Below are 16,046 nucleotides of genomic sequence, written 5' to 3' on the forward strand. Positions count from 1 at the left end.
TATCGTGGAAATAAATAGGAGACCACCCGCCCTGTATCGAAAGACGATCATTCCCATCCTATTATTGTTCTGTGTGTTGACAGGTTGTACGTTTGAGGCCAGAAACCACTTAATCCTCGGCACGAACTACCTCAAGCTGGGCAAAATCGACCACTCGATAAGAGAGTTTAAAAAGGCCCTGGTGGCAGACCCCAAGAACGTCACGGCGCTCATACGTCTGGGGAACGCCTACGAAAAGAAGGGTCTGACGGACGAGGCCATCGCCGAGTACGAAAAGGCGCTTAAGTACAGCCCGAACTCGGCAAACGCCCACGCCTCCCTCGGTCTAGCCTATGCCAGGAAGGGTATGTTCGACGAAGCCATCGCTGAATATAATAAAGTGATAGACATCTACCCGGGCCTCGCCGAGCCCTATTTCATGATGGGGCTGGCCTACGGAGAAAGTGGAACGCTCGACAAGGCAATCATCTGTTTTAAAAAAGCTACCAAGATTGACCCGAAGTACACCGAGGCGTATCTGTATCTGGGACTGGCCTACGACACAAAGGGCGACACCGAAGGCGCTATCCGTGAGTTTGAAAAGGTCCTGGAACTCAGACCCCACGACGCCGTCGCCAGCGTCAGCCTCGCAGAGACGTACATGAACAAGGGCGTTAAGTATGAACAGGAAGGACGACTTGACGAGGCTATATTTAATCTCCAGGAGGCCTTAGCAATAAACCAGGGGCTGGTTGAGGCACACATGCTCCTCGGCAGGATATACCAGGAAAAGGGCATGATGCAGGAGGCCATCTCTGAATATCAACAGATAATAAGCCTCAACCCGGAATACGCCGACGCCCACAAAGAATTTGCAGAGGCCCTGAAAACGGTAGGACTGTACAGTATGGCAGAGAGGGAAACAGAGATATACAAGAACCTGACGAGAAGCAGGAACGTGAAGTGATTTCCCGACGACATTCAACCATTAATCTTCTTCCCCGGGTTTTCTCCTGTCTTTCCGGCCGAGATAGTCCTGCAGAATGAGTTGTGCCGAGATTTTATCGACTTTCCCCGCCCTCTTCTTCCTTGTAAGTCCGCCTTCCTTCATAGCCCTGTGCGCCCTCACCGTGCTCAGGCGTTCGTCCATCATATGCACAGGAAGCGCAAAACGTTTCCTAAGTTCCCCGGCAAACGCAAGCGCTTCCCGCGCGATCTCACCGCGGGTTCCGTCCATGTTCAGGGGAAGACCCACAACTATCTCGTCGACCTCCCGCTCCCGGATAACCCCGGCCAGCACGTCCATATCATGCCCTGACAAATCCCCGCGCTCAAGGGTAGGCAGCCCCTGGGCCGTGATACACAACGGGTCGCTTACCGCCAGGCCAATCCTCTTTCTACCGTAATCTATACCAAGTATTCGCATGTGCCGTCAGACCATCGCAGTCAATATAATACCCGTTCCCACGGGCACAGTGACATTATCATCCCTTATTGGAAGTGATTCTATTAATGAGGACGCAAGAGCGGCAACTACCGCCGCGGTCAGAGGAAGGTAAGGCGCAGAGCACAGGAACGCCACAACCATGGCCGCTATCAACCCCTGGACGCTCTTAGACCTGTTATACGGTATGCGCCACGTGCCCCAGGCCCTTCCTACCAGCGCTGCGGCACTGTCGGCAAACGCAATAATCAGTATAACGGCCATAGCCACCTCACGTGGAAAGATTATCAGAGAAGACACCACACCCAGAGTAAGCGTAATGGGCGCCAGAACAAAATACCGTTTCTCCCTCTTTCGGAGACATAAAAAGCTTATATCCCCCACGAGTGGAAAGACCCTCCCGCTAAGCCTTGTCCATTCTGAAATGGTGTAGATGACCGCCATAACACACAGAGAGACCACGGTAAGCACGGGCGCAAGCCCGGCCACAAAGGGCACCGCCGCCGCAAAGACGTGCAACAGCTTTCGTCTGGCCTCCTGCAGCCAGCCTTCCCAGATATCTACCACCGTGTCGCCCGTCTCAAGAAAACCGACAACCTCCCTCAGGTCACCGCTGTCCGCCAGATAGGCAGCACACTTCCTTACCGGATAGCAGGCATTAACCCCTATGCTTATCCCCGCCTTCTTCATAATGTTGAGATTATTCCGGTCATCAGCCACGACAATTACATCTTCCCATCCGAGGCCCCTGTCCCGGAGAAGCCCCTCTACTATTTCACTCTTACCACCCTGGTGGGCAAGAACACCCCCTATCTCACCCGAAAGGGTACCCCCCGAAACGGAGACTTCAGGGCCGAAGCCGAGGTCTATCCCAAGCCTTCCAGCAACGTCCCTTACAACAAAATCCGGCACACCGCTGCTGACGATTGCCGGTTCATAGCCCCCGGACTTAAGGTCCTTCATTGCCTCCCGCGCGCCATTAATAATTGGCATCTCGTCGTACACCTCCCGCAGCGTGGAAAGCGGTGTCCCTTTGAATCCAAGGTATACATCTCTAAGGAGTACGTCCATCGAAAGCATGCCCATCTCATAAAGCAAACATCTATATATATTGAGGAACCAACCGGGAAGACTTACGCGGCGGGACAACCTGAGCAGATACTGACCCCTGAATATGACGCCGTCCAGGTCAAAGATAATTAGTTTTGGGTGTGCCTTCATACCAATAACCCGTTCTTTACGGCGCACATATCACTCAGAATAATTAGGAACTTCGAAGTAGTTCATTGTGGAGGCCCAAAACAATTATTCCATCCCGACTCCGGGGTATTTTTCCTTTATCGGTTTACTGTCCCGGTTCACGTCAGTCTGCCGTTCAAGGGCCTTTCTCAGATACTTTGGCAGGCTGAAGACGGCCTGGTGTGTTACACCGTCATAAAATTCCAGTTCGCCCTCTACCCGCTCCAAAATCCTTCGGTCAACTTCTTCCTTTGTAAGCACGACCGGGTCAGGCCCGCTGGTTCCCAGGCAGAAGCCCCAGAGCATGGCGTACGAAGGGACGTATGCGGCATAAGGAAATACCCCGGGAAAGATTTCCTGAAGTGTTCGTGCTATTGCCGTGTACGTGTAGCTTGCAACAGGAGAGGTGTTGTCCGCCTGTACCGCCAGGATACCCTGCGGCGCAAGCTTGTCTTTTACTATAGAGTAAAACTCCCGGGTAAACAGCATATACGAGGGCCCGCCTTCCAGCGGGCAGGTAAGGTCTATTATTATTACGTCAAAGAGGTCTTTTGAGTCTTCTATAAATTTCCTGCCGTCCTCGAAGCGGAGTTCCGTGCGCGGGTCAGTAAAGGCTCCTTTGTGGAAGGTGGGCAGAAACTCGCGGGCGCAGTCAACAACCTTCCGGTCTATATCTATCATTACCGCCTTCCCGACGGACTTATGACGCAAGACCTCTCTAAGTGCGGCCCCCTCTCCACCGCCTATCAGGGCCACCCTCTCCGGCCCCGGGTGCAGGATCATGGCCGGATGCACAAGCGCCTCGTGGTATATAAACTCATCGAACTCCGCGGACTGGAATTCGTTATCCAAGACAAGACACCTGCCGAAATTCAAGCTCTCTGCTATCACAATCTCCTGTATGCCCGTGTGACCGTGGTAGAGAGTCCCTTCGATTGCGTGTTTGTGGACCTCAAAGGGGTTAAAATAGTCGTACAACCACTTGTTCGGCAATTCTTTCTTTGACGAGAACTCCGTCATGCTTATACCGTCTGGTGTTGTGCGGCCTTAGCGAGTGAGGGGTCGCCTCTAGCCAGCAATACGATCTTGGAACCCTTCGGCTTGAACGCCTTTTTCAGGTATTCCGCCGCTTTCCGTGGGTCTGCGGTATGTCCACAGGTGAAGATGTCAGCGGCAACATAGCCTTCTACAGGCCACGTGTGCACAGAGAGATGTGATTCCGCCAGTATGGCCAGGCACGTAACGCCGGAGGGGTTGAACCGGTGACACACGGTACCCATCACGGTGGCCTTGGCCGCCAGGGCCGCGTTTCTGACTATTCCCTCTATCGTTTGTTCGTCGTTCAGGATTTCTCTGTCGCAATCCCACATCTCAAGTATAAGATGGCGACCGAATGCTTCCAATTCTCAACCCCCTTTCTACGGTAAATGGACTGGAAAGATAACACGATTGATAACTATACTAAAATCTGACCATCGATGCAAATTGTCTCCGCCGTGATTCCACGTCGGCAAGGTTTATCTGCTGAAGACGCTCGATGCTGAAACCTTCCACGTTAAAAGACGCCAGTATAGTCCCGTAAACGATAGCCTGTCTCAGGTTTTCCACGTTCACGTCACCCATTTTCGCCAGGTACCCCATCGTCCCGCCCGCAAAGCTGTCTCCCGCTCCGGTAGGGTCTTTAACGTGCTCCGTGGGATAACCGGGCACGAGACAGAAACCCTCCTCAGTGACCAGCAGTGAGCCGTGTTCACCCTTTTTTATTATCACGTAGCTCAGCCCGAGCTTCCGCAGCGCCCTGGCGGCCTTTATCAGGTTGTGCTCTCCCGTAAGTTGTCTGGCCTCTGCATCGTTCAGTATAAGGGCGTCTATGCGCTTGAGCACCTCCAGGAGTTCCGGCTTACTCTCGGCTATCCAATGGTTCATGGTGTCCGCGGCGACAAAGGCAGGCCCGTGCATCTGGTCGAGTACCTGCATCTGCAGCGACGGAAGACCGTTCGCAAGAAACACAAAGCGGCTGTCTCTGAAAGGTTCCGGAACCTCTGGGACGTACTGACCAAATACGTTAAGGTCTAGGGATAGTGTCTCGGCGACGTGCATCGTATCTTTATACTGGCCCGACCAGCGAAAGGTCTTCCCCTCCATTACCTTGAGCCCGGTCATGTCGATATTCTTTGTGGCCAAGGCATCACGGTAATCCTGAGGGAAATCACTCCCAACCACGCTGACCAGCCTCACGGGCGTAAAGAAAGTGGCCGCCCACGAAAAATATACCGCGGAGCCGCCCAGCACCTCCTCCGCCCTGCCGTGAGGCGTTTCCACCGTATCTATACCTACCGAACCGACCACTAACAAAGGCATTGTTTATTTCCCCTTGCTACTTTAAACGCTTCCAGCCTTACAAAACGTGTTAAGGCATCGGGATATCCTTTGGAGGGTTTTTTCACGGCCCAGGAGTTCCAGGGTCTCAAAGAGCCCCGCGCTCACCGTCTTTCCCGTCACAGCAACCCTCAGGGGTTGCGCCAGCTTTCCGAAGCCTATGCCGCGTCTCTCTACCAGGCCGCGAAGACACTTCTCCAGTGACTCCGTGTCAAAAACCGCCACCTCCGAGAGTACAGAATGGGTCTCCTGAAGCAACTCCGGCACGATGTCCTTCTTAAGGTGTTTCTCCACCGCCGCCGTGTCGTAGTCAACCTCCTCAGTGAACAAAAAAGACGTCTGGACATAAAAGTCGGCCAGGGTCTTGAACCGTTCTATGTGCAACTCCACCGCCTTCTGCAGCCAGCCCTCCGGCAGCTTATCCGGCTCTACACCGGCCTTCTGCAAAAACGGCGTCAGCCTCCGGAGCAGGTCGTCTACAGGTAACTGCCTTATATACAGACTGTTCATCCAGTCAAGTTTCGTGTTGTTAAACCTGGCGCTCGTCTTTCCCACACGCTCAAGCGTAAAAGACTCTATCATCTCAGCCCGTGATACCATCTCCCTGTCGTCGCCCGGCGCCCACCCGAGGAGCGCTATAAAATTCGTCAGGGCCTCGGGAAGGTATCCGAGTTCTCTGTACTCCTTCACGGACGTTGCGCCGTGGCGCTTGCTGAGGCGCGCGCCGTCCTCGCCGAGAATCATCGGCAGATGGGCGAAGCGCGGTAGCTCCGCCCCGAGGGCCATGCAGATAGCTATCTGCTTCGGTGTATTGGTTATGTGGTCGTCACCACGGACGACGTGTGTGATACCCATCTCCAGATCATCTATGATGCAGGCAAAGTTGTACGTGGGGAATCCGTCGGCCTTGCGTATGACAAAGTCCTCTATCAGAGTGCAGTCAAATTTTATGGGGCCCCGTATGACGTCATTGAACTCTATCTCTTCGCCGGGCATCTTGAAGCGTACTGCACGTCCCTTTTCTTCGTCACTCCAGTACGCCTTACCCTCCTGAACGAGCCTCTCCGTGTATTCCTCGTATACCGCGAGCCGGCGGCTCTGGTACAGCGGGCCGGAATCCCAGTCCAGCCCCAGCCACTTGAGACCTTCTTTAATGTCTTCTACGAACCGGTCTTCCGAGCGCGTCCGGTCGGTATCCTCTATACGCAAACTGAACGTGCCGCCCTCGTGCCTGGCAAAGAGCCAGTTGTACAGCGCCGTCCTCGCGCCTCCGATGTGCAGGTGCCCGGTGGGGCTGGGTGAAAATCTTACGTGTACCTTTTTTTCCGTCATGCCGGTTAAAGTGTTTAATCCGTCCGGGAAGTTTGGGTCTCTAATTATAGGCTAAGAAGGAGCTAAGGAACATCTTTAAGGGGTTGTCCTAAGCTTAATCAATTTAACGGGTAATGCTACAGAATTGATTTTCACGTGTCAAGGACTTTGATGGTTTGTTTGTCATACGTTCGACGAGAACAGGTGGCATTTGACAATAAACTAACCGCCGACAATTGTACTCAGGGCGTAGACCGTAAAGAATATGTACACCAGTGACGCAACCACAAGAAAGACGGTGGAGACGGCGTCCGGTCTGACACCCTCGGGGAGGAAGCGGTAGTTGATTACCAGCGTCAGCGGACAGTAAACGGCCATGGCCAGGCCGCCGAAACAGGCGTTTATTATCAGGAGCACGAGCGGCGATATCTGCGTTACCGCAAGGAGACAGCCCACCACTATCCACGCCCCGGCAAAGAACATATACCAGAAGGAAAGCGACCTGTTCTGCGCGCGGGGAAAGTTCACGTAGATTATGTCGGAGATGGTCCTCGCCATGCCGTCGACTATGGCCACCTGCGTACTGAAGAGGACGACAAAGGAGACCAGCAGGAATATATAATACCCCGTGCGCCCCGCAATGACCTCAAGCATCTTCGACTGAGTGACCGCCACCTCGAAGCCCTCCGGCACCAGGCCCGCGGGGTACAGCGTTGCGGCTGCCGCTACGAAGAACAGCATAATGGTAAACGAGGTGACAAACCAGAAGAGGACTGCCTGCTCCAGCCTGAAGTCGCGAAACCACTCCCGCCACCGTTCCAGGTTCTCTACGGTGGGCTTAAATATAAATCCGGTGGACGGTACCGATTCTGCCTCACCCCTGAAGGGGTTTATTATCCTGCCCATCCTGGCGCCCATACCCATGCTCTTGTCGCGCAGGTAATAGTTAAGAAAGATATTGCCCGTCCCGCCCACACCGGCAAAGACGAGAGCGGCAAAGAACTGGAACCTGTTAATATGCGGGTCAATGAACCCGAAATTGAGCACGCCCCGCCCCACGTCCTTCCATGTGTTCGTGTCACCGCATACCGCCACAGTGGCCATAAGCCCGGCCACGATAACAACGCACATGACCAGCATGATGGCCTCTATCACGCTGTAGATATATTTGGCCAGAAACAGGGTGGCCGCAATACCCAGGAATGTAACCCAGACCCAGACATAGGTCTCGCCCGGCCCGTCCACGCCGACAACAAGGGCCTTTAACACCCCGCCCGACGCAACGGCCCAGGCCGGGGCCAGATGCTGTGCCGTACTTATAAAAAGAAAGAAATATACAAAGTAGCCGGAGAGGCGGGCAAAACCCGTGTACACACTCTCCCCCGTGGCAAGGACGTAGCGGCCCAGCTCCTGATTCACCCAGTACTGTAGAAACACCCCCACCAGAGGGGCCCAGGCCATCGTAGGACCGTACTCGGCCACTATCGTGGGCCACAGTATAAGCTCCCCACTGCCGATGGACAGTCCGACAAGAACGGCCCCCGGACCTATCATCTGCGCAACGCCCATACTCTTGGCCGGCAGGTCCGCGGGTGTCAGGGGGGCCAGATTATGTCCTGTCTTCATCTAGAGACTCCATCCTGCCGCTGAGTCATCATCTATACCATGGGACGGTGTTATTCTAACCGATGGGAATAGCGTGCATTAGGCGAAATCTACCAGATGCGCATGGAAATCGCAAACGATAGAGTATATAATTTCGCGGCAGACTGCGGCTTTATTTCTCTGAAATTCGTCTGAGAAATCGGACTAACTATACAAAGGCGCCACTCTTATGAAACAAACGCTCTTAATAATCCTGACGGTACTATTCGTGTGCTCATGCAGCACTCTCGAACAACCGGCCCAGACGTTCCCCCCGAATTACACCGGGCCTGCTATCATAAAGGTGACACCCTGGGAAACGACCCTGGTCAGCGGTTCAACCGGCCACATCTATGTATCGATACTGGATGAAAACCGGAACCCGCTGCCTGGCCTTACCGTGACTGCCACGATGGACTCCGGTGCCAAGTCGGTGGCCTACTTCGACACGCTGATCACCAATCCCGTAACAAACGAAAAAGGTCAGGCCGTGTTCGTTGCCGTGGGGACAGGTTTTCCCGATAACGGCAACATCAAATTCAGTTGCGGCCCGGTCTCTAAGAGTGTCTATATCTGGACCCAGGGCAACAGCCCGTTCGAACCCCCCGGACCCGATTAATACAAAACCCGCTTCCCGTCCAAAAAAGGGGCGTGGGTTCGCACCATAAGCGTGGTGCGGCAAGGTCCTGCAAACAAACCACGGGCTGGAAAGACAGCATAACGGGAACTTACCGAACTTTCAATCTAACCCTGGGCTGGGTGGTTAGAGATCTTAAAATCGTTCGATACACGGTAGCAAAGAAAATAGGACAAAGGATGGACAGAATTGGTAAATTGATCGCATAAGAGATGGCTTAAAAGTCCCACGCTAATACCTATCCATAACTGCGAGAGCTGGAAAAAAAACCACGAGGCCAACAACAGCAGTACCAGTTCATAACTGTGCAACCAGATGAAATGCCGCCCTGTCTCGGTAAAGTAACGTCCCAAGAGAAAGTCTTCCACGCTGAGCCTAAAGCCTTTGTGCCTGAAATAATCGTACAAATGGTCAACATCGATTGCCGTACCGGCAAGAAAACAGGCGATACCCGAAGACGCGGAGTGGGTAGCGTAAAATAGCGCTCCTCCAAGGGCTGCGGACACTAATACGTGTCTTTTCGGTGACATTATGCCGATTGATCCCTAACAAATATTGTTACAAAAAGTTGACGTTAAAACTGCTTTTTGGTAAAACACTCCGCCGGTTAGGTTGGATACAAGGATTTCTTAAATGCCGAAAATAGTATATACGAAAAGAGGGATATCTCTTACTCTGGGGGTCAATAATTTATCCCTTGCTTTGGTGAACTGTAGTACATACTTTTTGGACTGGAGCTGCGGTACGCGAACTAACCCCTTCCGACACCCTGGTAATTGAAGCCCTTCTGCCGCATCTCATCGGGGTCGTAGACATTCCGCGCGTCAACTACGTTGGGCATCTTCAAGAGCCTCTTTATCTTTTCCTTATCCAACTCCCGGAACTCGTTCCACTCCGTCATGATGATCAGGGCATGACAGCCCGTCAGCACCCTGTAGGGGTCACTGAAATACTTTACGCCCTTTAAAACCTTTTTTGCCTGGTGTTCGGCCTCGGGGTCGAAGGCCCGTATCTTTGCGCCCAGTCCCTGGAGTTCCTGTATCACGGTTATGGCGGGGGCCTCTCTCACGTCGTCGGTCTTCGGTTTAAACGCGAGCCCCCATATCGCAATGTTCTTCCCTTTGACGACGGGCAGCAATTTCTTCAGCTTCCTAACTATCACCTTCCTCTGCCTAACGTTTACGTCGTCTACAGCGTCAATAATACTGGAGCGGAGCCTATGTTGTTTCATGATCTGGGCCAGAGCCTTCACGTCTTTAGGAAAACACGACCCGCCATAGCCGGCACCCGCCTGGAGAAACCTGGGGCCAATCCTCTCATCCAACCCCATCCCCACGGCTACCGCCTTTACGTCCGCCCCTACCTTCTCGCACAACGCCGCCAGCTCGTTCATGAAGGATATCCTGGTGGCCAACATGGCATTGCAGGCATATTTTATCATCTCTGCCGTTCGCACACTAGTAAACAGAACGGGCTTGTGTGTCCGGGCAATGCCCCTGTATATGGACTCCATGATTTTCCGCGGCCGAGGGTTGTCTACACCAACTATTATCCTGTCAGGGTTCGTAAAATCCTGGACGGCCTCTCCCTCCCTGAGGAATTCCGGATTTGACACCACGTCAAATTCTATTGGCTGGTCCTGGTTTTTCTTTATGGTCTTAATTACTTCGGTAGCAGTACCAACAGGTACGGTGCTCTTGGTCACTATGACCTTGTAGTCGTTCATGTGCCTGCCAATCTCACGCGCGACCTTCTTAACAGAAGTGAGGTCTGCCTCGTGGTTCTGCCCGGGAGGTGTCCCCACAGCTATAAAGATAACCTGCGAGGCCCTTACCGCCCTTCTCATGTCCGTACTGAAGGACAATCTCTTTTCCTTTACGTTTCTATGGAGCATGTCATGCAGGCCGGGTTCATATATAGGTATTACGCCCCTTCTCAGCTTGTTTATCTTCTTGCCGTCTATATCAAGACATATAACCTCGTTGCCAAGGTCGGCCAGGCATGTCCCAACTACAAGTCCAACGTATCCACAACCTATGCAGGAAATGTTCATTTTCCGGGTCTCAACACCTTACAGGATTATTAGGTATACGAATCAGGGCCTTCGACTCAAGTTCCAGTCCGGCCCCACATAACCGCTAACGGGAATGAAACGATATGCCCCGCCGCCCTTCCCTCACCAGGCTTTTTGGGAATAACACACGCACTCCCTTAGAAAGAAATAACAGAAGGGATTTTAAAAATCAAACGGAAATTTAGTGCCTGTAAAAAACGGCTGGACCGGCTGGATTAAAAGTGCATGAATGTCGTTGTATTTTCCGGCCTTGAGATTATAAAAATAGACGTTATCATGGATACATCCGCTGTTCTTTCCTCTTTTACCTTGACTCTAGTTTTCCGTATTACTACAATGTGCCGGAAGTCCCTCCAAAGGCGCCGCTGTGCGCATAAGGGTCTATTTTGTATAGACTTATACTTTTCTGCCGGCAGGTAAGTTTCTGGGGGACATCTCTGTGGCAAGTTACTTGGTTACGGGCGGTGCCGGGGTTGTCGGCTCACATATAGTTGAGACACTCTTGCAGAAAGGAGAGGATGTAAGGGTTGTTGACAGTTTTTCCACGGGGAATAGAGGGAATCTTGAGCCTTTTAACCACAAGTTCGAGCTTATCGAAGCAGATATCAAGGACGCGGCTTCCGTAAAAACGGCTGTCAGCGACATAGATTACGTCATACACGTGGCGGCCCAGGGTCGACTTGGAAAGCAATATTACCGGGATGTTCGCCGCTTTATCAGGTCCAATTTCTTTTCAAGGCAAAACACATCCCGCTTGCCCTCTATGATGATTTAAATTATACTGGCAAAATCTTTGGCGGTCCCTGTAAAATTCTAACGTTTCAAACCGCGCACCGTCCGCCTGAAGACACGGCGGTGTGAAAGTATGTTAAGCGTCATAAAATAATATACGTTTCCTCAATGCCCACGTGGCTCAACGGCAGAGCACGGCATTCGTAATGCTAACCGAAGGGTATACGTAAGTGTGGGGTATACAGTGTATTCCGTTAAGTGTAAGGGTTTTAGGGTTGAATTAAGCAGTCTGTATTTCTTCAGCTTTTGAATGGTTTTGACGGTATTGTGGTAACAATTTGGGCACAATTTTTTGTCGTAAGTATAGAGGACAGTCTTGAGCAAATACCGGGCTGCTACAAGCACTTTTGCCTCGAATAAGGTGTCAAATATCTCTACGGTCAAGTGCCAACAGGAAAGATAACCTTAACCCCTTAATTGTCTGAAGGATAACTAAATATACAAAATGTGGTTTGACATCTGGGTTTTTTGTGGTAAACTTCGTTAAATGTTTGGGTGGTGTCCGTTTGCATAATCATGAAAATGTGACAAACGTTTGCGCGATTGGAACTCTGTTTGTTTAGCCAAATGTGACTTGGCTTTATTTTTTGCTAGTATTGTATTCGTACGAATATATCTCATAAGTCTAATGGACACAACTACCAAGAAGCTAATTGCCAAGATGGAGGCGAAGGGTTACCGGCTTACAGAGGCGATGCTCAGCCAGTGGGCACGCAGAAAACTCCTCCCGCCTGCTACAAGGGTGGGTAAAGGGCGCGGGAAACCACCTCGTGCAGTATACCAGCCTCACATCGTTGAGCGTATTGAAACGATCTGCCGGATGCGGAAAGAGGATAAGGGGCTTGTTGAAATCGAGAAGTACTTAATAAAAGAGCACTTAGGCAGGCTTCTACTCTTCCTTGAGGAACACAGTTTACAAGACACAGAGACGTATAAACGCTTAAGAAAGTGGCAAGGGCTGCGTTGGGAGGCGTTGGGGCGCATCGCGGGCTTTGACAGCCGCCAGTCTCCAGATCGGACCGAGGCGGAAGATTATCATTTTATTTCAAAGACCTACAACGAAACTCCGGCACAAATCGGGAAAAGGGTTGTATTACTGGAATACGATACTGTTATGCGGGAGATGAACAATAATTTTATACGCAAGAACACTCTAAAGACGATTTTAGACGAGGTGCAACAACAGGATTTAACTAGAGAAGCCGTAGAGAAAGCCCGTAGGACATTAGAAAGAAAACATTCCGAACTAGAACAGAGATTAAGCGGAGTCCTGGCAAAGCTACATTAAGAACGGTGGGTGGTAGGAGTTGGGAAGTAAGAAGCGAAAGAAAAAACAGAGTACAGAAGAACTAATAGAAAGGCTGGTTGGCCATATCTTAGAGTTTTTTGTGGCAGTCGCGAAAGACCCACACCTAGGATTACCCGGCCTCGCCCCGTTCACAGCAACACGGCTTGTCAATAACTACATCGACGTGCCCCCGTCCGAAATGGCACAAGCCCTTGACCGACACGGGGGGCTTAACACCACCAAAGGCAAACCCCCGTCTATAAAGCCACACAAAACAGAATCCCTGGACAGGTTTCTTGTTTCCATGCTCAAGGCCATACTGTCATGGGAATACGCAAGGCAAAGCCCGGCCCTATTTGAAGACTATTACCTGCTTGTTCATACATACCAGTACAACACTAAATCCCCGTCCAGTGAACAGTACAGGTTTCTTCGGTCCGTGTATACCAACGAAAACGTTCTGAGACTGTGGCACCTCCGAACTTTTGGGGGTGCATACATTCAAACCTTGTCACGCCTCAACAAGAGACACCACCACATTCTTGAAGAAAACGAAAGACTATTTAAAGATTTGGGGAGACGGATTGACCTTGCAATACATGAATTAGAACAGGGGAAGCTTAAGGGCTACAAGTGGGACGGCACAGAAGAACTTATAACAGACGCTCTTAAAAACACACCGGAAAGCCGCGACTTCATGCTCAAATACGGTGTGTACCCCACCCCCCCCGATTTTAAGATGCCATTGGGTAGTTTGTTCCCCGTGTTTCAGGTAGAGAACGTAAACATTGAGGTAATGATGCGCACCTTGGATGTGTACGTTTTATGGAAAAAACGGGGCTTATTCCCCGAAGAGATAGCCCAGAAAATCTACCCCGACATACCCCAAAAAAACAGGCTCAACCGTGTGCGTGAAGACCTTTGGCGCGGCATTAAGGAGGTTGAGCGCCGCGACATATCCAAGGCCGAACTTAAAGACATCCTCGAAGAGCCACCTTGTTTGCCATGCGACAACTGTGAAGAAATTGGCGGTTGTGAGATATATGCAGCCTCCCCCGGATGTATCGGTGTGGGCAAGCCTTTGCGTAGTACGGTAAGGAGGACAACTTGCCGGATACATGAAAAGAGAATGGAATACTATTACCCTAAGAATGCTTGGGTTAAAGACAAAGGGTGGTATAGGTTTGGGAAAAAGTTTTGCGGGGTGCATCACGGACTATGGAAGAAACTCTCGGTAGGTAAAGAGGGCACCGACAAGGCGGGGGAACGATACCTTAAATGGGGGAGACTATCTTCCAGTGACAGACATAGAGATCCACTGTCCATATTGTATGTAGGGCGTTATGGGTTTTACGATAAAGAAGGTTTAAAGGGGCGGGACGAAAGGTTGTATCAATTCTTTTTTGGTAAGCCTGAATTTTCAAGCAAGAAGGCAGCGTTGAAGTTTCTTAAGGTTGACAGCATTGACCCCAAGATTGCAGAGCAGAAAGTATACCTTTGGTGGCGGCGTATTAAGGGGGAACGTAAAACGCCTCGTAATACAGGCAAGAGGTATTGTGGCATCTGCATAACGCGCGAAGCACGAGAAGACGAATTAGTTTGTTCGCGTTGTTCTGAATATAAATGTTCTGGGTGTGGGGGCAAAGGTGCAGGGCGTTGTGGTTATAATACAATTTATACTTGTGACGGGTTATTGTCTCCTGTCTTCCCACAACAAGAGAAGCCAGAGCGGCTACTTAACCATGACATAGCCTGGCAAACGCTCCGGGCTTATCTTATCCTGGCAGAGCCGGAGGAGAAACACACACCGCCGAAGCGAGGGTTGCGAGAGGTCTGCGAAATGTGCGTATCTCTCGTGTCAGAAACGTTTGTACGGCTAGAGCCTAAAACGTTATTTGTATGTAAGCTTTGTGTGTTTGGCGTCTTTAAGACCGACGACCTTTTTGAAGAACCCCGAGTAGCTAAGGCGTCCGAAGGGAAATTTAGGAAGCTTCCCAGCCGGAAAGATTGTGTTATGTGCGGCAAGCCAGTGAGAGGTGGGTATCGCCCCACCTGTTCAGCGACACACTGGAGAAAATATAAGGCGTGGGTGTGGGAACGGGAAAATATCAGGTGGTTTTATACGACGGTTTACGACGAAACGAACAAGGGGCGTTGAGAACTTTAAAAAAATTCTCTAGATAAGCCCTTTTGGTGATTGTCCTCCTGTCACACCAACCCGTTATACTTCCCCAGCTTATAATAAATATCAGAGTTTTCAGACTACCCCTTAGTAGGGGAGGAGGTTTTTTCTTCCTTCCCATCAGAGAAGTTTTTTTGAAAAACCCCCAGACACCCGCTTTTTACTTTGGCCGTGTTTACCCCCGTAACATTTAGCCAACATAGTTGTTACGGTAAATATCAGCCATTTCAGACTACCCCTGTATGTGGGAGGGGTGTGTTTTTCTGCGCAAACGTTTGTTTATAAGGTTTTACTTCTATATCGTTTTATTACGGAGATACTCGATGGAAGACACAACCGCGGCCCAAGAGCCGATTTTAACCATCGGTGAGGTTGCTAAAATGCTACATACAGACCCTTATCGTATTCGTTATCTACTTGTGCGTGGCCACTGTCCGGACGTCCAGCAACTCGCAAACAGGCGGGTCTTCAGTGCCAAAGATGTTTACCGTGTAAAGAAGGCGCTGGAAGACACAAACGGGACGCGGCACGGGGAGGGGCGTTAGTGGATGGTGAAGAAAAAAGAACCGGGCGCGAACCCGCAGACGGAGAACGGATTTTTGCGGGTTGCGAATGAGTTGGCCGAAGCATTTTGTTTCGTGAATTTATACCCATACGAATCGCGGGTGTTGTGGTATGTCTTGCGGAAGACTTTTGGATGGAGCAAAAAAACTGACCGGATTCCACTCTCGCAGTTCTCGAAAGGCGCTGGACTAGACAGGCGGTTAGTGCATCGGGCCTTAAAACAATTACGAGAGAAGGGGCTCATTGTCATCACTAAAGATGACAAGAACCACATAAGCTATGGGTTAGAAAAGGACTACACAAAATGGCGAGTGTCGTCTGCAAAGATGACTGTCATCGGTAAAGATGATGGGGTGTCATCTAAGAAGATGACGGACCTGTCATCTCCAAAGACACCCTCAATAGACAATATATCAAAAGACACTGTATCAAAAGACATATTGTCCGGCAAGCCAGACAGCGTGTCCCTCGAGATAATTGACTACCTAAACAAAAAGTTAGACACCCACTATC

15 protein-coding genes are annotated in these 16,046 nt (G+C 51.0%); 7 read left to right on the forward strand and 8 right to left on the reverse strand.

All coding sequences use genetic code 11. The features are described from left to right. Window positions 1–4 precede the first annotated feature (4 nt). Window positions 5–946 (forward strand): tetratricopeptide repeat protein, encoded by a 942-nt coding sequence (locus NOU37_08105; GenBank protein ID MCQ4575192.1) that lies wholly within the window; start codon window positions 5–7, stop codon window positions 944–946. Between the two features lie 21 nt (window positions 947–967). Here the strand turns inward: NOU37_08105 and ruvX are convergent, their stop codons facing one another. The 7 genes from ruvX to NOU37_08140 form a co-directional block, all read right to left on the reverse strand. After that, a complete protein-coding gene (gene ruvX / locus NOU37_08110) occupies window positions 968–1,405 on the reverse strand; it encodes a Holliday junction resolvase RuvX (protein ID MCQ4575193.1) in 438 nt (145 codons plus the stop codon). A gap of 6 nt (window positions 1,406–1,411) precedes the next feature. Further along, window positions 1,412–2,644, reverse strand: a complete 1,233-nt coding sequence (locus NOU37_08115) for a haloacid dehalogenase-like hydrolase (GenBank protein MCQ4575194.1) — start codon at window positions 2,642–2,644, stop codon at window positions 1,412–1,414. An 84-nt stretch (window positions 2,645–2,728) separates the two neighbouring features. Further along, window positions 2,729–3,682, reverse strand: a complete 954-nt coding sequence (gene speE, locus NOU37_08120) for a polyamine aminopropyltransferase (GenBank protein ID MCQ4575195.1) — start codon at window positions 3,680–3,682, stop codon at window positions 2,729–2,731. Window positions 3,683–3,684: 2 nt separating this feature from the next. Then, on the reverse strand, window positions 3,685–4,065 hold the full coding sequence (gene speD, locus NOU37_08125) for an adenosylmethionine decarboxylase (GenBank protein ID MCQ4575196.1): 381 nt from the start codon (window positions 4,063–4,065) through the stop codon (window positions 3,685–3,687). A 58-nt stretch (window positions 4,066–4,123) separates the two neighbouring features. Further along, window positions 4,124–5,023 (reverse strand): PfkB family carbohydrate kinase, encoded by a 900-nt coding sequence (locus tag NOU37_08130; GenBank protein ID MCQ4575197.1) that lies wholly within the window; start codon window positions 5,021–5,023, stop codon window positions 4,124–4,126. A gap of 21 nt (window positions 5,024–5,044) precedes the next feature. Next, entirely contained in the window at window positions 5,045–6,373 is a 1,329-nt protein-coding gene (gltX, locus tag NOU37_08135; protein MCQ4575198.1) for a glutamate--tRNA ligase, read from the reverse strand. A 201-nt stretch (window positions 6,374–6,574) separates the two neighbouring features. Then, window positions 6,575–7,978, reverse strand: coding sequence for an Nramp family divalent metal transporter (locus tag NOU37_08140; GenBank protein ID MCQ4575199.1), 1,404 nt, complete (start codon window positions 7,976–7,978; stop codon window positions 6,575–6,577). A 208-nt stretch (window positions 7,979–8,186) separates the two neighbouring features. On the opposite strand from NOU37_08140, the gene NOU37_08145 reads away from it, so the two are divergent. After that, the gene (locus NOU37_08145; GenBank protein ID MCQ4575200.1) at window positions 8,187–8,615 is read left to right on the forward strand and encodes an Ig-like domain-containing protein; all 429 of its coding nucleotides are present in this window, start codon (window positions 8,187–8,189) and stop codon (window positions 8,613–8,615) included. A 769-nt stretch (window positions 8,616–9,384) separates the two neighbouring features. On the opposite strand, the gene NOU37_08150 is transcribed toward NOU37_08145, so the two are convergent. Next, the gene (locus NOU37_08150) at window positions 9,385–10,686 is read right to left on the reverse strand and encodes a UDP-glucose/GDP-mannose dehydrogenase family protein (GenBank protein MCQ4575201.1); all 1,302 of its coding nucleotides are present in this window, start codon (window positions 10,684–10,686) and stop codon (window positions 9,385–9,387) included. A 460-nt stretch (window positions 10,687–11,146) separates the two neighbouring features. Here NOU37_08150 and NOU37_08155 point away from each other — a divergent pair, with 460 nt between their 5' ends. The 5 genes from NOU37_08155 to NOU37_08175 form a co-directional block, all read left to right on the forward strand. After that, on the forward strand, window positions 11,147–11,482 hold the full coding sequence (locus NOU37_08155; protein MCQ4575202.1) for an NAD-dependent epimerase/dehydratase family protein: 336 nt from the start codon (window positions 11,147–11,149) through the stop codon (window positions 11,480–11,482). A gap of 645 nt (window positions 11,483–12,127) precedes the next feature. Further along, on the forward strand, window positions 12,128–12,787 hold the full coding sequence (locus tag NOU37_08160; protein ID MCQ4575203.1) for a hypothetical protein: 660 nt from the start codon (window positions 12,128–12,130) through the stop codon (window positions 12,785–12,787). Between the two features lie 19 nt (window positions 12,788–12,806). Next, window positions 12,807–14,945, forward strand: coding sequence for a hypothetical protein (locus tag NOU37_08165; protein ID MCQ4575204.1), 2,139 nt, complete (start codon window positions 12,807–12,809; stop codon window positions 14,943–14,945). Window positions 14,946–15,292: 347 nt separating this feature from the next. After that, window positions 15,293–15,514, forward strand: coding sequence for a helix-turn-helix domain-containing protein (locus NOU37_08170; protein ID MCQ4575205.1), 222 nt, complete (start codon window positions 15,293–15,295; stop codon window positions 15,512–15,514). Between the two features lie 3 nt (window positions 15,515–15,517). Continuing rightward, window positions 15,518–16,046: replication protein (locus tag NOU37_08175; GenBank protein MCQ4575206.1), on the forward strand; the 529-nt coding region annotated here is incomplete at its 3' end.

The sequence above is a fragment of the Candidatus Bathyanammoxibius amoris genome (assembly GCA_024451685.1).
Classification (GTDB): Bacteria; Planctomycetota; Brocadiia; order Brocadiales; family Bathyanammoxibiaceae; genus Bathyanammoxibius; species Bathyanammoxibius amoris.